The following is a 23,103-nucleotide window of genomic DNA, read 5'->3' on the forward strand; positions in this document are numbered from 1 at the left end:
AATGACTAAAAAGTTATTTGTATCACAGTTTATCGTTCGGATTGAGGGTATCTGTCAACCGTTGTGCTAATTCGCGGCGGGTTTCAATACTTAAAGCGCGGCGATCTTTGTCTGCTAATACAAATAAATCCTCCACCCGCTCGCCAATAGTTGTGATACGTGCGCTATGCAGCGATAACCCTAAATCTGCAAATATCCCACCTACCCGAGCCAGTAAGCCCGGCTGGTCCAGTGCAATTAACTCCAGATAAGTACGGCGCTCGTTATGGGTTGGCAAGAAATTGGTTTCAGTCGGCACACTGAAATGCCGTAATTTAGGTGATAATCGCCTGACGCGCGGATGTTGATAATTCGGCTGGGTCATCGCTTGTTCTAAGGCATGACTAATGATGGGATGTCTATCTTGAGCCAGTGGGCTGCCATCTGGCTCCAATACGATAAAGGTATCCATCGCCATACCATCGCGGTTGGTGAAAATCTGTGCATCATGAACACTCAGATTGCGGCGATCCAGCTCACCGACCACCGCAGCAAACAGTGATGGGCGGTCAGGGCTCCAGATGAATATTTCGGTTCCCCCCCGTGTTGCCTGACGGCTAACTAACACCAGTGGCTTGGTTGAGTCATGCTCTAATAAGTGGCGGGCATGCCAGGCTAATTGATTGGGTGAATGACGCAGGAAATAATCAGCCCGGCAGCGGCTCCAGATGCGGTGCAATGCTTCTTCATCGATATTATCCATCCGCAGCAGCGCCAGAGCTTGTAGCCGGTGGTGACGGACACGTTCGCGCAAATCCGGGCTGTTTTGCATACCACGGCGTAACTGTTTTTCTGTGGCGAAATAAAGTTCGCGTAACAGGCTCTGTTTCCAGCTATTCCACAAATTTTCATTGGTGGCGCAAATATCAGCCACTGTCAGACTGACTAAATAGCGCAAGCGAGTTTCGCTTTGTACTTCGGCGGAGAATTGCTGAATAACCGCAGGGTCCTGAATATCCCGACGCTGAGCTGTCACTGACATCAAGAGGTGGCAACGAACTAACCAAGCCACAAGTTGAGCTTCGCGCGAGTTAAGGCCGTGCTGCTCGGCAAACTCCAATACATCGTGAGCGCCCAGTATTGAATGATCGCCTCCACGCCCTTTGGCAATATCGTGGAACAGTGCTGCTAGCAACAATAATTCAGGTTGAGGCAGGCGTGGGTAAAGCTCGACGCAGAGAGGATGGCGTGGCCGGGTTTTTTCATCGGCAAAGCTTTCGAGTTTAAGTAACACGCGGATAGTGTGCTCATCTACGGTGTAGGCGTGAAACAGGTCAAACTGCATCTGGCCAACGATACTGCCCCATTGTGGCATATAGGCCCACAGCACGCTGTGGCGATGCATCGGTAATAATGCCCGGGAAACCGCCCCAGGGTGGCGCAAAATGGCCATGAATAGCTTGCGGGCTTCAGGAATGTTACATAAAGGCTGTTTCAGATGCCGCCGGGCATGGCGTAAGCGGCGTACTGTGGTGGAATATATGCCTTTGATATCCTGATTGCGTACCATCAGATAGAACATGCGCATAATAGCTTCAGGCTGCTGGATAAATAAGTTCTCATCACGCAGATCTATTAAATCCCCGCGTAACTGAAATTCATCATCCAGTGGACGTGGTTTTTCATTGGTACCCAGCGCCAATATGGCTTCGTCAAACAGTTGTAGCAGCATGTTGTTCAGTTCGCTGACCCGACGGGTCATACGATAAAAATCTTTCATCATCCGTTCGACCGGTTCATTGCCTTCGCCCTGATATTGCAAAAGCTGAGCCACACTCAGTTGGCGGTCAAACAGCAGGCGGTTATCGTAGCGAGTTAATACCAAATGCAGCGCGAAACGGATGCGCCACAGAAAACTCTGGCTTTCAATCAGCTCATTGCGCTCAGCTTTGGTCAGAAAACCGAAATCAACCATCTCACTTAAGGATGTGGCACCAAAATGGCGGCGGGCTACCCATTGTAGGGTGTGGATATCCCGTAACCCACCAGGGCTACTTTTGATATCAGGCTCCAGGTTATAACTGGTGCCATGGTAGCGTTTATGCCGTTCTTGTTGTTCGGTGATTTTGGCATGGAAAAATTGCGGCGAGGGCCAGAAATTGTCGCTAAAAATGTGCTTTTGCATCTGTAAAAACAGGGCTACATCACCGCAAATCAAACGTGACTCAATCATATTGGTGGCGACAGTGAGGTCGGCTAACCCCTCGAGCAAACACTCTTCCAGTGTGCGCACGCTGTGGCCGACTTCCAGTTTCAGGTCCCATAGCAAAGTGATCAACTGGCCGACGCGTTGCGCATCTTCATCGCTTAGACGCTGCTTGCTGAGAACCAATACATCAATATCTGATAAGGGGTGCAGTTCACCACGGCCATAGCCGCCCACGGCAACCAGCGCGGTTTCAGCCACATCATCAAAACCATAAAATGTCCACAACCGCCGTAACAGGCGGTCAATGTAATCACTGCGCGCAGCAATTAATATCTCGGCACTGATTCCGCCATTGAATGCTTCCGCCTGCCAAAGTTGGAAAGTCTCAAGCCGCTGCTTGAGAATCGGGCAATTAAGGTCACTATCGAGATAAGTACTCGGTGGTGCGGGCTGCTCAGGAATGACCTTCGGTACCGCAGGGGATACAGAGTGCTCGGTGTGATTGTCAGACATATGTTTACCCGATAAATGCGACCTGATAAAAAGACGCAGCCCATAAAAAAGCCGGCGGCTGCCGGCTTGTCATTATTACTCGTGCGTTATGATGTTGGGGATGGTGTCATCCTTTCGCAACGTCATTATTTCGCAGCCGTTATCGGTTACCACAATAGTATGCTCGTACTGTGCCGACAAGCTGCGATCTTTAGTTTTTACCGTCCAGCCATCTTTCATGGTACGAATTCGGTAATCCCCTGCGTTGACCATAGGCTCAATGGTGAAAGCCATACCAGTTTGTAGGATTACGCCACCGTCGTCTGCATCGTAGTGCAGCACTTGTGGTTCTTCATGGAAACCTTCGCCAATACCGTGGCCACAATATTCACGCACCACAGAAAAGTTCTCCGCTTCCACAAATTTTTGGATCTCTTTACCCAGAGTGCGCAGGCGGATACCCGGTTTGACCATTTTGATTGCCAGGTACAGGCTCTCTTGAGTGACGCGGCACAGGCGCTCACCCAAAATGGTAGGTTTGCCGACGATAAACATTTTTGATGTATCGCCATGGAAACCGTCTTTAATAACAGTCACGTCGATATTGACGATGTCACCGTCTTTCAACACTTTCTCATCACTTGGAATGCCGTGACAAATAACTTCATTAATAGAAATACAAACCGATTTAGGAAAGCCGTGGTAACCCAGACAAGCAGAGATAGCCTGCTGATGGTTGGTGATATGATCGTGGCAGATACGATCGAGTTCACCAGTGGTTACCCCCGGTTTTACGTGAGGTTCAATGATCTCCAGCACTTCAGCAGCCAGGCGGCCAGCAACGCGCATTTTTTGAATATCTTCAGGTGTTTTTATTGAGATTGCCATGCAAAAGTGTCCGTAGGGGCTGTGAATACCAACCAGCCGCCGTAATATGAATAAGCAGGTAATAAATATCATATACCCTAAATAACCTGTCGCTAATGGTACCAGCCCTGCAATTAGCTGCCAAACTTTCGTTTGCAGTGACGACACTAAATGCAACAAAAGTTGGTGTGTTGCGGCCGTTTATGGTATAAAGCGCGCCGGCAAACCGCACTATTATGTTGTCGTTTCAGGTCCGATTTCAGGGCATGTCCTGATGGCAGGTAGCTGTTTAGCTGAGTAATACCAATCGCACTCATATGTGTAAATAACACACACGTGTCGACACATACGCCGGGGTGCCCTAAAGTTTTTGATGATTATCAATTTCTTATGGGGTCGGCGTTATGGGGCACGTGGAGGCATAACCCCAACTGATACTATAGAGGTTTTAATCATGGCAACTGTTTCCATGCGCGACATGCTCCAGGCCGGTGTTCACTTCGGTCACCAGACCCGTTACTGGAACCCGAAAATGAAGCCTTTCATCTTCGGCGCACGTAACAAAGTTCACATCATCAACCTGGAAAAGACCGTACCAATGTTCAACGAAGCTTTGGCTGAATTGAAAAAGATCTCTTCCCGTAAAGGTAAGATCTTGTTCGTTGGTACTAAACGCGCAGCAAGCGAAGCGGTAAAAGACGCTGCCAACAACTGCGACCAGTTCTTCGTGAACCATCGCTGGTTGGGCGGGATGCTGACTAACTGGAAAACTGTTCGTCAGTCCATCAAACGTTTGAAAGATTTGGAAATCCAGTCTCAAGACGGCACCTTTGACAAGCTGACCAAAAAAGAAGCGCTGATGCGTACTCGTGAACTGAACAAGCTGGAAAACAGCCTGGGCGGTATCAAAGACATGGGCGGTTTACCAGACGCTCTGTTTGTTGTTGATGCTGATCACGAACACATCGCTATCAAAGAAGCTAACAACCTGGGTATCCCGGTATTCTCTATCGTTGATACTAACTCCGATCCAGATGGCGTTGACTTTATCATCCCAGGTAACGATGACGCGATCCGTGCAGTTAAACTGTACCTGAACGCTGTTGCTACTGCCGTCACTGAAGGTCGTTCTCAAGACTTGGCCGTTCAAGCGGAAGAAAGCTTCGTAGAAGCTGAATAATAAGTCAGGCTCGTTGGAGCCCTTATTAACCAGGTATTGAAATATGTTGGTTAGGGGGCCTTTATAGGCCCCCTTTGCGTATCTAATGTGAGATCTTGTTTTCACAAGAGAACCGAGGAAATTTAAATGGTTGCTATTACCGCTGCTTTGGTAAAAGAACTGCGTGAGCGTACTGCCGCAGGCATGATGGAATGTAAAAAGGCGTTGGTTGAAGCTAACGGCGACATCGAGCTTGCCATCGACAATATGCGTAAATCTGGTCAGGCTAAAGCTGCCAAGAAAGCAGGCCGTATCGCTGCTGAAGGCATCATCCTGGCTCAACTTTCAGCCGACGGTAAGTTCGGTGTGATTCTGGAACTGAACTGCGAAACTGACTTTGTTGCTAAAGATGCTGGCTTCAAAGCATTTGGCGAAGAAGTTATCAACGCAGCTCTGGCTGACAAAATCACTAATATCGACGATCTGAAAGCTAAGTTTGAAGAGCAACGCGCCAATTTGGTAGCTAAAATCGGCGAGAACATCAATATTCGTCGTATTGCTGCTCTGGAAGGCGATGTTCTGGGTACTTATCTGCACGGCGCTCGTATCGGCGTTATGGTTGCAGCAACTGGCGCTGATGAAGAGCTGGTTAAGCACATTGCTATGCACATTGCTGCAAGCAAACCAGAATATGTTAAGCCAGACGATGTTCCTGCTGAAGTTGTTGCTCGCGAGCACCAAATCCAGTTGGACATTGCTATCGAATCCGGCAAACCACGTGAAATTGCTGAGAAGATGGTTGAAGGCCGTATGCGTAAGTTCACCGGCGAAGTTTCTCTGACTGGTCAGAACTTCGTTATGGACCCAAGCAAAACCGTTGGTGATTTGTTGAAAGAGAACAAAGCTGACGTAACAAACTTCATCCGCTTTGAAGTGGGCGAAGGCATTGAGAAAGTTGAGACTGACTTTGCTGCTGAAGTTGCAGCAATGAGCAAACAGTCTTAATGCTAAAAATGGGGCCGCCAATCGGCGGTTCCATTTTATCCACTCGATACCCGTCATACTTCAAATTACAGGTGCGTTGACTGCTTTCGTTCACTTCAGTCACTTACTTATGTAAGCTTCTGAGGATTCGCTCAGTTGTCGTCTTCCTGCAACTCGAATTATTTAGGGTATAAGCTTAGTCTTGTCAGTTTTCAACGCACGGTATTGCTTTGAACATTTGACGGTCAAGTTCCCAATATTTATTACTGCTGCTTAGGACAGAACACCATGGCAACCAATGCAAAACCCGTATATCAGCGTATCCTGCTTAAGCTTAGCGGCGAAGCCCTGCAAGGCGCGGAAGGTTTTGGTATCGACGCAAGCGTTTTGGATCGCATGGCTCAAGAAGTTAAAGAGCTGGTCGAATTGGGCATTCAGGTCGGTGTGGTCATTGGCGGTGGTAACCTATTCCGCGGTGCCGGTTTGGCACAAGCTGGGATGAACCGCGTAGTGGGCGACCACATGGGAATGCTGGCTACCGTAATGAACGGCCTGGCAATGCGAGATGCACTGCACCGTGCCTATGTGAACGCCCGCCTGATGTCTGCTATTCCACTTAATGGTGTGTGTGATAATTACAGTTGGGCTGAAGCTATCAGCTTGCTGCGTCATAACCGTGTGGTGATTTTTGCCGCAGGTACAGGTAACCCTTTCTTCACCACCGATTCCGCGGCCTGTCTGCGCGGTATCGAGATCGAAGCTGATGTGGTGCTGAAAGCGACGAAAGTTGATGGAGTTTACTCCGCAGATCCGGTTAAAAACCCTGACGCAACACTGTTTGAGCAGCTAACCTATCAGGATGTTCTGGAGCGCGAGCTAAAAGTTATGGATCTGGCGGCCTTCACTTTGGCCCGTGATCATAACTTGCCAATTCGTGTTTTCAATATGAACAAACCTGGCGCTCTGCGTCGCGTGGTGATGGGTGAGAATGAAGGGACGTTGATCACTAAAGAAGTGACAGCGATCGCTAAATAAGCGGCAGCCTGTATTGTCAGGGGCATGCGGCTTTCAGATATGCCCCCAATGCCTGCAACTGTTGGTTTGTATATTCACCGGCTATACTCATGCTATGGCCTGCCAAGTAACCAGTTTCCAAGGGTTCACAACGTGATTAACGAAATTAGAAAAGATACTGAAGTGCGTATGGAAAAATGCTTTGAAGCTTTCCAAAACCATATCAGTAAGATCCGTACCGGTCGTGCTTCTCCAAGTATTCTTGATGGCATTCAGGTTGAGTATTATGGCACTGCTACGCCATTGCGCCAGTTGGCTAACATTGTGGTTGAAGACTCCCGTACTCTGGCATTGACCGTGTTTGACCGCAGCCTTAGCGCCGCGGTTGAGAAAGCGATCATGACCTCCGATTTAGGGCTGAATCCTTCTTCCGCGGGTACCGTTATTCGTGTTCCACTGCCAGCATTGACAGAAGAGCGCCGTAAAGACTTGATCAAAGTTGTTCGTGCAGAAGCAGAGCAGGGCCGTGTATCGATTCGTAACGTGCGCCGTGATGCTAACGAAAAAGTGAAAGCTTTGTTGAAAGATAAAGAGATCAGTGAAGACGAAGACCGCCGTTCTCAAGATGATATCCAAAAGCTGACCGATGCTTTTATCAAGAAAGTTGATACTGCATTAGCGGCTAAAGAAGCTGAGTTGATGGATTTCTAATCCTGCCTGACAAAAAACAGAGCGTCGCTTAGGTGGCGCTTTGTTTTTAGCAGGATCACTATTTTGCCGATTCACTAGGTCAGTAGAGTCATGCGATATCGGCAGTAATACGCTATAAAATTGGGCCGAGGATATTTATTAGACCACCTGTTATTCGGGTCGGTTGCGCTCTCGCCTATCATAAAAACAGTTATTCAGAGCACTCTCATGAAGCAACTGACTATTCTTGGTTCTACTGGCTCCATCGGTAACAGCACTCTGGGTGTTGTCCGCGCTAATCCCGAATTATTCAACGTTACTGCACTTGTGGCTGGTCGCAATGTCGAGCAGATGGCAATGCAATGCCTCGAGTTTTCTCCTCGCTATGCCGCGATGTCAGATGAAATATCGGCCAAAGCGTTGCGCCAGTTATTGGCTGAGCACGGTTCGAAAACCGAAGTTTTTCATGGTGAAAAAGCGGCCGGTGAACTGGCTGCGTTAGACGATGTCGATCAAGTGATGGCGGCAATTGTCGGTGTGGCAGGCCTATCTTCAACGCTGGCGGCTATTCGTGCAGGTAAACAGGTATTACTGGCTAACAAAGAGTCACTGATTACCTGCGGCAAGCTTTTCATGGATGAAGTGAAACACAGCCATGCACAATTGCTGCCAATCGACAGCGAACATAATGCGATTTTTCAGAGTTTACCTGAGAAAATTCAGCGTAAATTAGGCTACTCTTCACTGAGTGAGAATGGCGTCTCGCGCATTATTTTAACTGGCTCAGGTGGCCCACTGCGTGAAATACCTTTATCACAATTTGCCGATGTCACACCAGATCAGGCTTGTGCTCATCCAAACTGGTCTATGGGGCGCAAAATTTCAGTCGACTCCGCGACTATGATGAACAAAGGGCTGGAGTATATCGAGGCGCGTTGGTTATTCAATGCCAGTGCAGAGCAGGTTGAGGTTATTTTGCATCCTCAATCTGTCATTCACTCGATGGTGCGTTATCACGATGGTAGTGTACTGGCCCAGATGGGGACCCCAGACATGCGTACCCCGATTGCACATGCGATGGCGTACCCAATGCGGGTTAATTCTGGTGTTGCACCACTCGATTTTTGCCAGATACGCGAGCTGACGTTCGCTGCGCCGGATTATCAGCGTTATCCTTGTCTAAAATTGGCAATCGATGCAAGCAATGCAGGGCAAGCTGCCACGACAGCGTTGAATGCCGCGAACGAAATATCCGTTATGGCATTTTTAGATTCACGCATTCGTTTCACTGATATTGCAGCCATCAACCTTAGGGTTGTGGAACAGTTATCATTGGCTGAACCCACTAGTGTGGATGAGGTGCTGATCATTGATCGTCAAGCCCGTGATACGGCAGCTCAAGCAATAGAAAAATTGAATCATTAAGTTGTATTGGCTGTTTTGGGAATTTGTTAGGGCAAGGCTGAGATGGTATAGTCTGCACCGTCAATGGATAGATAGACTGTTGATTAGTGGCCCAATAGGTATTTAAACCGTCTATTTTGGCTGTCACTTAAGAAGCCGTGACTTGGTACACGGCTTTTTTTGTGGGCTTACTGCCTAATGTTCGGGACGAACAATTGATTTATTGAGGAAATGAGTTCGCATTATGTCGTCTGTAAATGAAGATAGGGCTAACTTGTGCCCCCTGATTCCGCGTCATGTCGCTATCATTATGGATGGTAATGGGCGTTGGGCTAAAAATCGGGGTAAATTAAGGGTCTTCGGTCATAAAGCGGGAGTGAAGTCAGTTCGTCGTGCAGTAAGTTTTGCTGCCAGTCATCATTTGGATGCGCTCACGCTTTATGCTTTCAGTAGTGAAAACTGGAATCGCCCTGCTCAGGAAGTCACCGCTCTGATGGAGCTTTTTGTTCGTGCGCTGGACAGTGAAGTAAAAAGTCTGCATAAACATAATGTTCGTTTATCTGTTATTGGTGATATCAGTCGATTTAGTGAACGTTTGCAACAACGGATCCGTCGCTCAGAAGCGCTAACTGCCAACAATGACGGTCTGAAACTCAACATCGCTGCCAATTATGGTGGCCGTTGGGATATTATTCAGGGTGTGCGCCATTTAGCTGAGCAAGTACAGCAAGGTGAGTTGCAGCCCACAGATATCAGTGAAGAATCGCTAAACTCGCATATCTGCCTGCATGAGCAATCTGAGGTGGATTTAGTGATCAGAACCGGTGGTGAACATCGCATCAGTAATTTTTTGTTATGGCAAATTGCCTATGCTGAACTTTACTTTACTGATGTACTCTGGCCTGATTTTGATGAACATGTCTTTGAAGGTGCGCTGAATGCATTTGCACAACGCGAGCGTCGCTTCGGGGGAACTACACCTATCGATGCCACTGCATCCTAGGGGGAACTTTTGCTGAAGTATCGTCTCATAACTGCTTTGATTTTGATTCCGGTTGTCATTGGTGCCCTGTTCCTGCTTCCGCCGGTTGGTTTTGCTATTGTTACTCTCTTTGTCTGTATGCTTGCAGCCTGGGAGTGGGGGCAATTAGCCGGGTTCGCCAGTCGTTCTCAGCGTATTTGGTTAGCCATACTTTGTGGTTTTCTACTGATCTCAATGCTGCTTAGCCTTCCTGCCTATCAGCATTCTGCTCATCTACCACAAGTGAGTGTCCCTCTCTGGCTCTCTATGGGCTGGTGGGTCGCAGCATTGCTGTTGGTGCTTACTTACCCACGCTCTGCGGCGTTGTGGCGCGATTCACGTCTGTTACGTATAATTTTCGGCGTTCTGACTATTGTTCCCTTTTTCTGGGGCATGGTGGCATTACGTCAGTATGGCTATGAGCAGAACCATCATATCGGCGCCTGGTGGCTGCTGTATGTGATGCTTTTGGTATGGGGTGCGGATTCTGGCGCTTACATGTTTGGTAAATTATTCGGTAAACATAAATTAGCGCCTAAAGTATCACCAGGTAAAACCTGGGAAGGATTAATTGGCGGTTTACTGACATCAGCTCTGATATCATGGTTGTTCGGTCGTTATGCTCCGTTGGATATCATCCCGGAAAAACTGTTAATCTGTTCCGTGGTGGCTGCATTGGCCTCAGTACTTGGCGATTTGACCGAAAGTATGTTTAAACGTGAAGCGGGAATCAAAGACAGTGGTCATCTGATTCCTGGTCATGGTGGGATACTGGATCGTATCGATAGCCTGACCGCAGCTGTGCCGGTATTTGCCTGCTTAATGCTGTTAGTGTTTTAATCCGTCACTGACGGGGAGTTTAGGGAATATGATGAGCATACTCTGGAGCCTGGCCGCGTTTATTATCGCACTGGGGATCTTAATTACAGTGCATGAGTTCGGTCACTTTTGGGTGGCGCGGCGCTGTGGTGTCCGTGTCGAACGCTTTTCGATTGGTTTTGGTAAAGCGCTGTGGCGTCGGACGGATCGTCAAGGTACCGAGTATGTTATCGCCCTTATCCCGCTGGGCGGCTATGTTAAGATGCTAGATGAGCGTGTTGAAGCTGTTGCTCCTGAGCTTCGTCATCAATCTTTTAATAATAAAACTGTTTTGCAACGCGCGGCAATCGTCAGCGCGGGCCCTATTGCCAACTTCCTTTTTGCTGTCATTGCTTACTGGCTGGTGTTTATCATTGGTGTGCCAAGTGTGCGCCCGGTAGTGGGTGACATTTCGCCACAATCCATTGCTGCACAAGCCAATATTTCTCCAGGAATGGAACTTAAGTCTGTAGATGGTATCGAAACGCCTGACTGGGATTCTGTTCGTTTGGCCCTCGTCGGCAAAATCGGTGATAAACAAACACAGGTGGGTGTGGCACCATTTGGTTCTGCTAATGTGGTGCAAAAGACACTGGATCTGCAACAGTGGCAGTTCGAGCCTGATAAGCAAGATCCTGTCGTGGCGTTGGGTATTATTCCACGAGGCCCGCAGATTGAATCTGTCTTGGCTGAAGTTCAAACCGGGTCTGCGGCACAAAAGGCAGGTTTACAAGCAGGGGATAGGATAGTTAAAGTTGGTGGTCAGCCACTGGATCGTTGGCAAACATTTGTTTTACAGGTTCGTGATAACCCCGGTAAGCCACTGGTGTTAGATATTGAAAGGGGTGGTACCCCCTTGTCTTTAACCTTGATACCAGATACAAAATCGGTTGGAGAAAACCGCAATGAAGGTTTTGCGGGTGTAGTGCCGAAAGTTATACCGCTTCCGGATGAATATAGAACGATTCGCCAATATGGCCCGTTTACGGCACTCTACCAAGCTGGGGATAAAACCTGGCAGTTGATGCGGTTGACGGTAGGCATGTTGGGTAAACTGATTACTGGTGATGTTAAACTGAATAACTTGAGTGGCCCGATATCTATTGCACAAGGCGCTGGGGTTTCAGCTGAGTACGGATTGGTGTATTACCTGATGTTTTTGGCACTAATCAGTGTCAACTTAGGGATTATCAATTTGTTCCCGTTACCGGTATTAGATGGTGGACATCTGCTCTTCCTGGCGATAGAAAAGCTGAAGGGTGGGCCGGTTTCTGAGCGAGTACAGGACTTCAGTTATCGCATCGGCTCGATTTTGCTGGTGTTATTAATGGGGCTTGCACTTTTCAATGATTTCTCCCGTCTTTAACGGCTGGGGATAGGTTAGGAAGAACGCATAACAACGATGGCGATGAAAAAGTTGCTCATAGCGTCGCTGCTGTTTGGCAGCGCCACCGTATACGGTGCAGACGGGTTCGTAGTGAAAGATATTCATTTCGAAGGCCTGCAACGGGTCGCCGTCGGTGCGGCGTTACTTAATATGCCGGTTCGCGTAGGCGATACCGTCAGTGATGATGACATCGGTAAAACTATCCGTGCGTTGTTTGCTACAGGCAACTTCGAGGACGTTCGTGTCCTGCGCGATGGTGATACGCTGATTGTTCAAGTCAAAGAACGCCCAACGATTGCCAGCATCACTTTCTCCGGTAACAAAGCGGTGAAAGATGACATGCTTAAGCAGAATCTGGAAGCCTCTGGCGTCCGGGTTGGCGAAGCCCTGGACCGTACCACTATATCCAGCATTGAAAAAGGACTCGAAGACTTCTACTACAGTGTGGGTAAATACAGCGCTTCAGTGAAGGCTGTTGTTACACCGCTACCGCGTAATCGTGTTGATATCAAACTGGTCTTTACCGAAGGTGTCTCTGCAAAAATTCAGCAGATTAACATCGTAGGTAACCACAGTTTCACAACTGATGAGCTTATCTCACGCTTCCAATTGCGTGATGAAGTGCCATGGTGGAACGTGGTTGGTGATCGTAAATATCAGAAGCAGAAGCTCGCCGGTGATCTCGAAATCTTGCGCAGCTTCTACTTAGATCGCGGTTATGCCCGATTTAATATCGATTCTACTCAGGTGAGTTTGACGCCAGATAAAAAAGGCATCTATATCACCATCAACATTACCGAAGGCGATCAATACAAGCTTAATAGCGTTGTTGTGAGCGGTAATCTTGCAGGGCACCAATCTGAAGCTGATAAGCTGGCAGCGATTGAGCCGGGTGAATTGTATAACGGCAGTAAAGTCACACGCATTGAAGAAGACATCAAGAAGATGTTGGGCCGCTATGGTTATGCTTATCCGCGTGTGGTCTCTCAACCAGAAATTAACGATGCTGATAAAACAGTCAAACTGCATATCAACGTAGATGCGGGTAACCGTTTCTATGTCCGCAATGTTCGTTTCGAAGGTAATGACACCAGTAAAGACTCCGTATTGCGCCGTGAAATGCGCCAGATGGAAGGTGCATGGTTGGGTAATGATCAGGTCGAAGCGGGCAAAGAACGTTTAAACCGTCTGGGCTATTTCGAAACCGTTGATGTTGAAACTCAACGTGTTCCAGGAACTGCTGATCAGGTCGATGTCACTTATAAAGTCAAGGAACGCAATACCGGTAGTTTAAACTTTGGTATTGGTTACGGCACAGAAAGTGGTGTCAGCTTCCAGGTTGGGGTTCAGCAAGATAACTGGTTGGGTACTGGTAATACCGTCGGTATTAATGGTACGAAGAACGACTATCAGACTTATGCTGAATTTACCTTAACTGACCCTTACTTCACCGTTGATGGTGTAAGTCTGGGCGGGCGTATCTTCTATAATGATTTTAAAGCAGATAACGCAGACCTGTCTGGCTATACCAACAGCAGTTACGGTATTGACGGTACTTTAGGCTTCCCAATTAATGAGAATAACTCATTACGGGTTGGTTTAGGTTACGTCCATAACTCCCTGTCTGACATGGAACCACAAGTCGCGATGTGGCGATATCTTGACTCTGTTGGTCAAGATCCTAATCTGACTGATCGTGCCAGCTTCACAGCGGATGACTTCACACTGAATCTGGGTTGGACTTATAACAACCTTGACCGTGGTTTCTTCCCAACGTCAGGGGTTAAATCATCAGTTAATACCAAAGTGACGGTACCTGGCTCTGATAACGAGTTCTATAAAATCACTTTCGATACATCTGCTTACCAACCGTTAGATGAAGATCATTCATGGGTGCTCTTAGGCCGTGGTCGCTTGGGTTATGGCGACGGTATCGGTTCGAAAGAGATGCCATTCTATGAGAACTTCTATGCCGGTGGTTCCAGTACTGTCCGTGGTTTCCGATCAAATAATATCGGTCCTAAAGCGGCATACTATAATGCTAATGGGACCATCAGAGATTCAACCGATGCGGTTGGTGGTAACGCGATGGCGGTGGCCAGTTTAGAACTGATTACACCGACGCCGTTTATCAGTGAAAAATACTCAAACTCTGTACGGACCTCCTTCTTCATTGACTCAGGTACTGTATGGGATACTAATTGGGAAAATACCGCACTGACGCGTGCTGCTGGTGTACCTGATTACAGTAAGGCGAGTAATATTCGTGTGTCTGCCGGTGTGTCATTACAATGGATGTCGCCATTGGGTCCATTAGTGTTCTCATATGCTAAACCGGTTAAAGATTACGAAGGTGATAAGTCAGAGCAATTCCAGTTTAACATTGGTAAGACTTGGTAATTGATTGGCAAAGTAGTTCTGAATTTTAAAGACAGCACTGGTAGTTGAAATAACCTAAGGTAGCGCTAGTGAGTTTGGCGCTATTTTAGGCACTATTCAGTATTAAGTGCACTTCAAAGTGTCTCTGACACAAACGGGTAATGGTAAGGAGTTTATAGTGAAAAAGTGGTTGTGTGCCGCAGGTCTTGGTTTAGCATTGGCAGCTTCTGCCAGCGTTCAAGCCGCTGACAAGATTGCTATTGTTAACGTTTCCAGCATTTTCCAACAATTACCTGCGCGTGAAACCGTAGCTAAGCAGCTGGAGAATGAATTCAAAGGCCGTGCAACCGAACTGCAAGGAATGGAGCGCGACCTGCAAACTAAAATGCAGAAGCTGCAACGTGACGGTTCTACCATGAAAGCCAGTGATCGTACCAAGCTGGAAAGCGACGTAATGAAACAGCGTGAAACTTTCTCTACTAAAGCCCAGGCTTTTGAGCAAGATAATCGCCGTCGTCAGATGGAAGAGCGTAACAAAATTCTGAGCCGTATTCAGGATGCTGTTAAATCTGTTGCTAGCAAAGGTGGTTATGATGTGGTGATTGATGCAAATGCTGTTGCATATGCAGACCCTTCTAAAGATATCACTGCTGACGTGCTGAAACAGGTTAAATAAAACATGCCTTCAATTCGACTGGCTGATTTAGCTCAGCAGTTGGATGCACAGGTGTACGGTGATGGCTCACTCGTCATCACCGGCATCGCTTCTATGCATTCCGCCGAGCCTTCGCAAATCACGTTTTTGTCAAATAGCCGCTATCAAGAACAACTCGCTACTTGTAATGCAGGTGCGGTGGTATTGACTGAGGCTGACTTACCTTTCTGTAAATCTGCAGCTCTAGTGGTTAAAAATCCGTATTTAACCTATGCACGCATGGCTCAGATAATGGATACCACACCTCAACCGGCCCAGGATATTGCACCGAGTGCAGTTATCGCTCCACTGGTAACGTTGGGAGAGAAGGTTTCTATCGGTGCAAATGCAGTGATAGAGTCCGGTGTTGTGCTAGGCGATAATGTGGTTATCGGTGCTGGCTGCTTTATTGGCAAGAATACTCACATTGGTGCTGGTAGCCGTTTGTGGGCCAATGTTTCCGTTTATCATGAAGTTGTTATCGGGCAGAACTGCCTGATTCAATCCGGTACGGTCATTGGTGCAGATGGTTTTGGTTATGCAAATGATCGTGGTAATTGGATAAAAATTCCACAGCTCGGTTCAGTGCATATTGGTGACCGTGTTGAGATTGGCGCTTGTACCACGATTGACCGTGGCGCATTAGATAATACCATTATTGGTAATGGCGTCATCATTGATAACCAATGTCAGATTGCACATAACGTTGTGATTGGCGACAATACCGCAGTTGCGGGTGGTGTTATCATGGCAGGTAGTCTGAAAGTTGGCCGCTATTGTATGATAGGCGGCGCGAGTGTGATCAATGGTCATATGGAGATTTGTGACAAAGTCACAATCACCGGAATGGGAATGGTGATGCGCCCAATCACTGAACCTGGGTTATACTCCTCCGGCATTCCGTTACAACCAAATAAAGTTTGGCGCAAGACCGCTGCTTTAGTGATGAATATCGATGGAATTAATAAACGCTTAAAAGCTATTGAGCGTAAAATCGATAAAGAGTAGTCACTCAAGACCGATACTCTGAGTCAATAATTAAGCTTATTGGCAAGTGATGCCAAAAGTAGATACTTAAAGAAATTGGTGTCGCAGCCTGACAAAATAAATCAATCTTGATGAACTTATGTGGTCAAGTGATTCAGGTAAATACGTGCAGTTACGCCGTTGTTGCGTCAAGTTCGAAGGGTATACAGAGTTCCTAATTTGCGGCCTGCCTAATGCCTCCCTTTTGGGGCAGTGCAGGCCGTGTTGTTGATAGCATTAGTTTTTTAGACAGGAAGAGTATTTTGACTACTGACACTCATACTCTGCATATTGAAGAGATTTTGGATCTACTCCCGCACCGTTTTCCGTTCTTGCTGGTAGATCGTGTCCTTGATTTCGAAGAAGGAAAATTTCTGCGTGCAGTGAAGAACGTCTCTTTCAACGAGCCATTTTTCCAAGGCCATTTCCCGGGTAAACCTATCTTCCCAGGCGTGCTGATTTTAGAGGCGATGGCGCAGGCGACCGGTATCCTGGCATTTAAAAGCCGCGGTAAACTTGAGCCGGGTGAACTTTATTATTTTGCTGGTATTGATGAAGCTCGCTTCAAACGTCCGGTAGTGCCTGGTGATCAAATGATCATGGAAGTTCAGTTCGTTAAAGAACGCCGTGGTCTGACCCGTTTTACTGGTGTTGCGAAAGTCGATGGTGAAATCGTCTGTACTGCCACGATGATGTGTGCTCGTAGCAGGCCAGTAACCCCACCAGCAGAAGCTGTTGTTGCAAAGTCTGTTGTTGTCGAACCCGCAGTTAAGGAGTCCTGATACGTGATTGACAAAACCGCCATTATCCATCCAAGTTCTATCGTCGAAGAAGGTGCCATTATTGGTGCCGGCGTTCGTATTGGCCCCTTCTGCTTTGTCGGATCTCAGGTGGAAATTGGCGCTGGCACGGAACTGAAATCCCATGTCGTCGTTAATGGTGTAACCAAGATTGGCTGTGACAATCAGATTTACCAATTTGCCTCCATTGGTGAGGCGAATCAGGATCTGAAATATGCAGGCGAGCCTACTCGCGTTGAGATCGGTTCACGTAACCGTATCCGTGAAAGCGTATCTATCCACCGTGGTACGGTTCAAGGTGGTGGATTAACTAAAGTAGGCAGCGACAATTTGCTGATGATTAATGCCCATATCGCCCATGACTGTATCATTGGTGATCGTTGCATTCTTGCGAACAATGCAACTTTGGGTGGTCATGTGGAAATTGACGATTTTGCCATCATTGGCGGAATGACGGCTATCCATCAATTCTGCGTGATTGGTGCGCATGTGATGGTGGGCGGTTGTTCAGGCGTTGCTCAGGATGTGCCTCCTTATGTCATTGCTCAGGGCAACCATGCAACACCATTTGGTATCAATATTGAAGGGTTAAAACGTCGCGGTTTTGACAAAGAATCACTTCATGCGATCCGTAATGCTTACAAGTTGTTGTACCGCAGTGGTCGGACGCTGGATGAAGTGAAACCAGAAATTGCCGAATTGGCGGAGCAGGTTCCGGCGGTTAAGGCATTCAGTGATTTCTTTGCGCGCTCTACTCGCGGCATTATTCGCTAACTTATGCAAAATAGCCCATTAGCTGTTGATTGTCCGTCGAATACCGGGCGTCCTTTAACTATCGGTTTAGTAGCCGGAGAAACTTCTGGCGACATCTTAGGCGCTGGGTTGATTCGTGCGCTGAAAGCTCAGGTTCCCGATGCCCGCTTTGTTGGTGTTGCTGGGCCGCTGATGCAAGCTGAGGGATGTGAAGCCTGGTATGAGATGGAAGAGTTGGCAGTGATGGGCGTTGTTGAAGTATTAGAACGCTTGCCACGGTTACTCAAGATCCGCAAAGATCTGACCCAACGCTTTAGTGAACTCTCCCCAGATGTTTTCGTGGGTATCGATGCGCCTGATTTCAATATCACCCTCGAAGGGCGTTTGAAACAGCGTGGCATCCGAACCATTCATTATGTCAGCCCCTCTGTTTGGGCCTGGCGACAAAAACGCGTTTTCAAAATTGGTAAAGCGACCGATATGGTGTTGGCTTTTCTTCCTTTTGAAAAAGCGTTTTATGATCGTTTCAATGTTCCATGTCGCTTTATTGGTCATACCATGGCTGATGCCATGCCTTTAATCCCTGATAAGCAAGCGGCAAGAACAGAATTGGGGATTGCGCTACATGCGCCATGTCTGGCCCTGTTGCCGGGTAGTCGCCATTCAGAAGTGGAAATGCTCAGTGCCGATTTTCTGCGTACTGCAGCCATCTTGAGGCAACAACTGCCTGAGCTGGAAGTGCTGGTTCCATTGGTTAACAGCAAGCGTCGTGAGCAGTTTGAACGAATTAAAGCTGAAATTGCCCCTGACTTATCCGTCCATTTATTAGATGGCAATGCCCGGGTGGCGATGATTGCCAGTGATGCTACCTTGCTCGCCTCGGGTACTGCGGCGTTGGAATGCATGTTGGCTAAATGCCCCATGGTGGTCGGTTATCGTATGAAACCCTTCACTTTCTGGTTAGCAGAACGATTAGTTAAAACACCTTATGTCTCATTACCGAATCTGTTGGCAGGCGAAGAGCTAGTGACAGAATTGTTGCAGCAAGAGTGCCAACCACAAACATTAGCCGATGCATTGTTACCGCTATTACAAGGTGGTAGTGCAGTTGAGGCGTTAAAAGAACGTTTCCTGATTTTGCATCAGAGCATCCGTTGTGGCGCGGATGAACAGGCAGCACAGGCGGTATTGGAGTTAGCAGGTCGATGACAGATATTTTTATATACCCGCAGGCGAATTTGATTGCCGGTGTGGATGAAGTTGGCCGTGGCCCATTAGTGGGGGCTGTTGTCACTGCGGCGGTTATTCTCGATCCGACACGGCCAATTGTCGGTTTGGCAGACTCGAAAAAACTGAGTGAGAAGCGGCGTCTGTCACTTTATGACGAAATTACGGATAAGGCCCTGTCCTGGAGCCTTGGTCGCGCTGAGCCAGAAGAGATTGATCACCTAAATATATTGCATGCAACAATGCTGGCAATGCAAAGAGCAGTAGCAGGATTGCATATCACACCCGATTATGTGTTGATTGATGGTAATCGCTGTCCAAAACTGGCGATGCCGTCATTAGCCGTTGTAAAAGGGGACAGCCGAGTTGCAGAGATCAGTGCCGCCTCTATTCTGGCTAAAGTGACCCGTGATCGTGAAATGACTGAACTGGATCTCATTTTCCCCGAGTATGGTTTTGCGCAGCACAAAGGCTACCCGACAGCATTCCACCTGGAGCGGCTGGCGGCACTTGGCGCAACTGAGCACCATCGGCGCAGCTTTGGCCCGGTTAAGCGCGTGTTAGGGCTGATATAAGCCGGTATTGTCGCTGAAAGACACTCATAGTTATGATGCCCTCAGACACTCTGTTCTGCGGGTGTGATTCAATCCACTAATTTCTGGTATCTGGATATGGCCGAACCTCGTTTTGTCCACCTGCGTGTTCACAGCGATTACTCCATGATCGATGGATTAGCCAAGATTGGACCCTTGGTGAAGAGAGCTGCTGCATTAGGTATGCCCGCTCTGGCCATTACTGACTTCACTAACCTTTGTGGTTTGGTGAAATTCTACGGTAGCGCCCACGGTGCTGGGATTAAACCCATCATTGGTGCAGATTTCTACGTGCAAAGTGAAATCTTGGGTGATGAGTTGGCTCACCTTACTGTGTTGGCACGCAATAATGAAGGTTATCAAAACCTTACCTTATTGATCTCCGAAGCTTATCAACGTGGTTATGGCGCAGCTGGTCCGATAATTGATCGCGATTGGCTGATCAAGCATAAAGAGGGGCTGATTCTGCTATCCGGTGGCCGGATGGGGGATGTCGGCAAGTTTATGCTGCGCGGCAATCAGACTCAGGTTGATCAGTGTCTTGAGTTTTATCAAGAGCATTTCCCTGACAGTTACTATTTGGAGCTAATCCGTACCGGTCGGCCAGACGAAGAGAACTATCTTCATGCGGCAGTCGCGCTAGCGACTGATCGTGGGCTGCCCGTTGTTGCGACCAATGATGTGCGTTTTATTGTTGAGTCTGACTTTGACGCCCATGAGATCCGCGTTGCTATTCATGACGGTTTTACATTGGTTGATCCTAAGCGGCCTAAAAATTATAGTCCTCAGCAGTTTATGCGCGATGAAGAACAGATGTGTGAGCTGTTCGCGGATATTCCTGAAGCGCTGCTCAACAGTGTTGAAATAGCCAAACGTTGTAACGTCACCATCCGCCTTGGGGAATACTTTCTACCGCAGTTCCCTACCGGTGAGATGAGCACGGAAGATTTTTTGGTAGAAAAATCAAAGCAAGGTTTGGAAGAGCGGTTAGAATTCCTCTTCCCCGACTCGCAAGTGCGGGCGCAAAAACGGCCAGAGTATGACGAGCGGCTCGATATTGAGCTAAAAGTTATCAACCAGATGGGATTCCCTGGTTACTTCTTGATAGTAATGGAATTTATCCAGTGGTCTAAAGATAATGGTGTTCCGGTAGGGCCAGGGCGAGGCTCAGGTGCAGGCTCTCTGGTGGCATATGCGCTCAAGATTACCGATCTGGATCCGCTGGAATTTGACCTGCTGTTCGAACGTTTTCTCAACCCTGAACGTGTATCAATGCCCGACTTCGACGTTGACTTCTGTATGGAGAAACGTGATCTGGTGATTGAACATGTGGCCGAGATGTATGGCCGCGATGCGGTTTCTCAGATTATTACCTTCGGTACGATGGCTGCCAAAGCGGTTATCCGCGATGTGGGCCGCGTGCTGGGCCACCCTTATGGTTTTGTCGATCGTATCTCAAAATTGGTGCCACCAGATCCTGGAATGACGCTGGAAAAAGCCTTTGCCGCTGAACCGCAACTTCCTGAAATTTATGAAGCCGATGAAGAGGTTAGGGCGCTGATTGATATGGCGCGTAAGCTGGAAGGGGTAACACGTAACGCTGGGAAACACGCCGGTGGGGTGGTTATTGCTCCGACCAAAATTACTGATTTTGCACCGCTATATTGTGATGCGGAAGGCAAAAACCCGGTTACTCAGTTCGATAAAAATGATGTGGAATATGCCGGTCTGGTGAAGTTCGACTTCCTCGGTTTGCGTACGCTAACTATCATTAATTGGGCGCTGGAGATGATCAATGCCAAGCGCGCCAAAACTGGGCTGGAACCGATAGATATCGCCTCTATTCCGCTGGAAGATAAGCAAAGCTTCGATATGCTGCAACGTTCGGAAACGACAGCAGTATTCCAGCTTGAATCCCGAGGTATGAAGGATCTTATCAAGCGGCTGAAGCCAGACTGCTTCGAGGATATGATAGCTCTGGTGGCATTATTCCGCCCCGGTCCGCTGCAATCCGGGATGGTAGATAACTTTATTGACCGTAAACATGGTCGTGAAGCACTGTCCTATCCTGATATCGAATGGCAACATGAATCCCTGAAGCCTGTACTGGAGCCGACCTATGGCATCATCCTGTATCAGGAACAGGTTATGCAGATTGCGCAGGTTCTGTCTGGCTACTCCCTTGGCGGCGCGGATATGTTGCGTCGAGCTATGGGTAAGAAAAACCCAGCAGAGATGGCAAAACAGCGTTCGGTATTCGAAGATGGGGCCAAAAGTCAGGGCGTTGACGGTGAATTGGCGATAAAAATCTTTGACTTGGTAGAGAAGTTCGCCGGTTATGGTTTTAACAAATCTCACTCCGCTGCTTATGCTTTGGTGTCCTACCAAACGTTGTGGTTAAAAGCACATTATCCGGCTGAGTTTATGGCTGCGGTAATGACCGCCGATATGGATAACACCGATAAAGTTGTTGGTCTGGTTGATGAATGTTGGCGTATGGGGCTGAAGATTCTGCCACCAGAAATTAACAGTGGCCTGTATCACTTCCATGTAAACGATGAGGGTGAAATTGTTTACGGGATTGGTGCTATCAAGGGGGTTGGTGAGGCGCCGATCGACGCGATACTGGAGGCACGTAAAGAGGGCGGTCACTTCAAAGATTTGTTTGATTTATGTGCCCGCGTCGATACGAAAAAGCTGAATCGGCGGATATTAGAAAAGTTAATCATGTCCGGTGCTTTTGACCGTTTGGGGCCGCACCGTGCCGCATTAATGAGCTCCTTAGGTGAAGCGTTAAAAGCCGCAGACCAACATGCGAAAGCAGAGGCCATTGGTCAGGCCGATATGTTTGGCGTATTGGCTGATGCACCTGAGCAGGTTGAGCAATCTTATGCTAATGTGCCGCGGTGGCAGGAACAAATTGTTTTAGACGGTGAGCGGGAAACGCTGGGGTTATACCTAACCGGCCACCCGATTACTCAATATCTAAAGGAAATCGAACGTTATGCTGGCGGGCTGCGTTTGAAAGATATGCATCCGACGGATCGGGGCAAAATGACCACTGCGGTAGGGCTGGTAATCGCTGCAAGGGTTATGGTAACAAAACGCGGGAATCGCATTGGTATTTGTACTTTGGATGACCGTTCCGGGCGTCTGGAGGTGATGCTATTCACCGATGCATTGGAAAAATATCAGCATTTATTGGAAAAAGACCGTATCCTGATAGCCACTGGACAGGTCAGCTTTGATGACTTTAGTGGTGGACTTAAAATGACCGCCCGTGAGTTAATGGACATCAGTGAAGCTCGTGAAAAATATGCCCGTGGGCTTGCTATATCGCTGACCGACAGGCAAATTGATGACCAGCTTTTGAACCGTCTCCGTCAGTCGTTGGAACCCCATCGAGCGGGGACGATCCCAGTGCATCTTTATTACCAACGGGAAGATGCTCGCGCCCGGCTGCGGTTTGGAGCCACATGGCGCGTGACGCCCACCGATCGCTTATTGATAGATTTGCGAACGCTGGTAGGTAATGAGCAGGTGGAACTGGAATTTGACTAAAATAGG

General features: G+C 48.0%; 18 protein-coding genes. 16 read left to right on the top strand and 2 right to left on the bottom strand.

The features are described 5' to 3' along the window. Window positions 1-22 precede the first annotated feature (22 nt). Window positions 23-2,701, bottom strand: a complete 2,679-nt coding sequence (gene glnD, locus V2A85_RS00615) for a bifunctional uridylyltransferase/uridylyl-removing protein GlnD (protein ID WP_420070728.1) — start codon at window positions 2,699-2,701, stop codon at window positions 23-25. Between the two features lie 75 nt (window positions 2,702-2,776). Next, window positions 2,777-3,568, bottom strand: a complete 792-nt coding sequence (map, locus tag V2A85_RS00620; protein WP_083162917.1) for a type I methionyl aminopeptidase — start codon at window positions 3,566-3,568, stop codon at window positions 2,777-2,779. A 433-nt stretch (window positions 3,569-4,001) separates the two neighbouring features. Between map and rpsB the strand changes: the two genes are divergently transcribed. The 16 genes from rpsB (at window position 4,002) to dnaE (ending at window position 23,097) form a co-directional block, all read left to right on the top strand. Continuing rightward, entirely contained in the window at window positions 4,002-4,727 is a 726-nt protein-coding gene (gene rpsB, locus V2A85_RS00625; protein ID WP_083164108.1) for a 30S ribosomal protein S2, read from the top strand. A gap of 126 nt (window positions 4,728-4,853) precedes the next feature. Beyond that, the gene (gene tsf, locus V2A85_RS00630; RefSeq protein WP_372559769.1) at window positions 4,854-5,711 is read left to right on the top strand and encodes a translation elongation factor Ts; all 858 of its coding nucleotides are present in this window, start codon (window positions 4,854-4,856) and stop codon (window positions 5,709-5,711) included. Between the two features lie 267 nt (window positions 5,712-5,978). Beyond that, entirely contained in the window at window positions 5,979-6,725 is a 747-nt protein-coding gene (pyrH, locus tag V2A85_RS00635; protein ID WP_083162919.1) for a UMP kinase, read from the top strand. Between the two features lie 132 nt (window positions 6,726-6,857). Next, a complete protein-coding gene (gene frr / locus V2A85_RS00640) occupies window positions 6,858-7,415 on the top strand; it encodes a ribosome recycling factor (protein WP_083162921.1) in 558 nt (185 codons plus the stop codon). 207 nt (window positions 7,416-7,622) lie between these two features. Continuing rightward, window positions 7,623-8,819, top strand: a complete 1,197-nt coding sequence (gene ispC / locus V2A85_RS00645; RefSeq protein WP_372559768.1) for a 1-deoxy-D-xylulose-5-phosphate reductoisomerase — start codon at window positions 7,623-7,625, stop codon at window positions 8,817-8,819. Window positions 8,820-9,042: 223 nt separating this feature from the next. Continuing rightward, window positions 9,043-9,801 (top strand): (2E,6E)-farnesyl-diphosphate-specific ditrans,polycis-undecaprenyl-diphosphate synthase, encoded by a 759-nt coding sequence (gene ispU, locus V2A85_RS00650; protein ID WP_372559767.1) that lies wholly within the window; start codon window positions 9,043-9,045, stop codon window positions 9,799-9,801. A 9-nt stretch (window positions 9,802-9,810) separates the two neighbouring features. Then, window positions 9,811-10,659: a phosphatidate cytidylyltransferase gene (gene cdsA, locus V2A85_RS00655; RefSeq protein ID WP_083162927.1), complete on the top strand. Its 849-nt coding sequence runs from the start codon at window positions 9,811-9,813 to the stop codon at window positions 10,657-10,659. A 28-nt stretch (window positions 10,660-10,687) separates the two neighbouring features. After that, entirely contained in the window at window positions 10,688-12,043 is a 1,356-nt protein-coding gene (gene rseP, locus V2A85_RS00660) for a sigma E protease regulator RseP (protein WP_083162929.1), read from the top strand. A gap of 36 nt (window positions 12,044-12,079) precedes the next feature. Next, entirely contained in the window at window positions 12,080-14,464 is a 2,385-nt protein-coding gene (bamA, locus tag V2A85_RS00665) for an outer membrane protein assembly factor BamA (protein ID WP_372559765.1), read from the top strand. Window positions 14,465-14,621: 157 nt separating this feature from the next. Next, window positions 14,622-15,119: a molecular chaperone Skp gene (skp, locus tag V2A85_RS00670; protein ID WP_032820361.1), complete on the top strand. Its 498-nt coding sequence runs from the start codon at window positions 14,622-14,624 to the stop codon at window positions 15,117-15,119. A 3-nt stretch (window positions 15,120-15,122) separates the two neighbouring features. After that, window positions 15,123-16,145, top strand: coding sequence for a UDP-3-O-(3-hydroxymyristoyl)glucosamine N-acyltransferase (gene lpxD / locus V2A85_RS00675; RefSeq protein WP_372559764.1), 1,023 nt, complete (start codon window positions 15,123-15,125; stop codon window positions 16,143-16,145). 281 nt (window positions 16,146-16,426) lie between these two features. Beyond that, complete coding sequence (gene fabZ, locus V2A85_RS00680; RefSeq protein ID WP_083164110.1) at window positions 16,427-16,945, top strand: 3-hydroxyacyl-ACP dehydratase FabZ; 519 nt, start codon at window positions 16,427-16,429, stop codon at window positions 16,943-16,945. Between the two features lie 3 nt (window positions 16,946-16,948). Next, on the top strand, window positions 16,949-17,737 hold the full coding sequence (gene lpxA / locus V2A85_RS00685; protein ID WP_083162935.1) for an acyl-ACP--UDP-N-acetylglucosamine O-acyltransferase: 789 nt from the start codon (window positions 16,949-16,951) through the stop codon (window positions 17,735-17,737). A gap of 3 nt (window positions 17,738-17,740) precedes the next feature. Further along, complete coding sequence (gene lpxB / locus V2A85_RS00690; RefSeq protein WP_420070729.1) at window positions 17,741-18,925, top strand: lipid-A-disaccharide synthase; 1,185 nt, start codon at window positions 17,741-17,743, stop codon at window positions 18,923-18,925. Continuing rightward, window positions 18,922-19,518: a ribonuclease HII gene (rnhB, locus tag V2A85_RS00695; protein WP_372559763.1), complete on the top strand. Its 597-nt coding sequence runs from the start codon at window positions 18,922-18,924 to the stop codon at window positions 19,516-19,518. Before lpxB ends, rnhB begins: the two co-directional genes overlap by 4 nt. Before the next feature lie 96 nt (window positions 19,519-19,614). Then, window positions 19,615-23,097 carry a DNA polymerase III subunit alpha gene (dnaE, locus tag V2A85_RS00700; protein ID WP_372559762.1) on the top strand — a complete coding sequence of 1,161 codons (3,483 nt, stop codon included), beginning with the start codon at window positions 19,615-19,617 and terminating at the stop codon, window positions 23,095-23,097. The last annotated feature ends 6 nt before the right edge of the window (window positions 23,098-23,103 follow it).

Origin of the sequence: Yersinia sp. 1252 StPb PI, from assembly GCF_048593885.1 — a bacterium.
GTDB classification, from domain to species: domain Bacteria; phylum Pseudomonadota; class Gammaproteobacteria; order Enterobacterales; family Enterobacteriaceae; genus Yersinia; species Yersinia enterocolitica_E.

Excerpts from the sequence above, each read along its gene's own strand:
- glnD (WP_420070728.1), bottom strand. The coding sequence starts at position 2,701 with ATGTCTGACAATCACACCGAGCACTCTGTATCCCCTGCGGTACCGAAG.
- map (WP_083162917.1), bottom strand. The coding sequence starts at position 3,568 with ATGGCAATCTCAATAAAAACACCTGAAGATATTCAAAAAATGCGCGTT.
- rpsB (WP_083164108.1), top strand. The coding sequence starts at position 4,002 with ATGGCAACTGTTTCCATGCGCGACATGCTCCAGGCCGGTGTTCACTTC.
- tsf (WP_372559769.1), top strand. The coding sequence starts at position 4,854 with ATGGTTGCTATTACCGCTGCTTTGGTAAAAGAACTGCGTGAGCGTACT.
- pyrH (WP_083162919.1), top strand. The coding sequence starts at position 5,979 with ATGGCAACCAATGCAAAACCCGTATATCAGCGTATCCTGCTTAAGCTT.
- ispC (WP_372559768.1), top strand. The coding sequence starts at position 7,623 with ATGAAGCAACTGACTATTCTTGGTTCTACTGGCTCCATCGGTAACAGC.
- ispU (WP_372559767.1), top strand. The coding sequence starts at position 9,043 with ATGTCGTCTGTAAATGAAGATAGGGCTAACTTGTGCCCCCTGATTCCG.
- rseP (WP_083162929.1), top strand. The coding sequence starts at position 10,688 with ATGATGAGCATACTCTGGAGCCTGGCCGCGTTTATTATCGCACTGGGG.
- bamA (WP_372559765.1), top strand. The coding sequence starts at position 12,080 with ATGGCGATGAAAAAGTTGCTCATAGCGTCGCTGCTGTTTGGCAGCGCC.
- lpxD (WP_372559764.1), top strand. The coding sequence starts at position 15,123 with ATGCCTTCAATTCGACTGGCTGATTTAGCTCAGCAGTTGGATGCACAG.
- lpxB (WP_420070729.1), top strand. The coding sequence starts at position 17,741 with ATGCAAAATAGCCCATTAGCTGTTGATTGTCCGTCGAATACCGGGCGT.
- rnhB (WP_372559763.1), top strand. The coding sequence starts at position 18,922 with ATGACAGATATTTTTATATACCCGCAGGCGAATTTGATTGCCGGTGTG.
- dnaE (WP_372559762.1), top strand. The coding sequence starts at position 19,615 with ATGGCCGAACCTCGTTTTGTCCACCTGCGTGTTCACAGCGATTACTCC.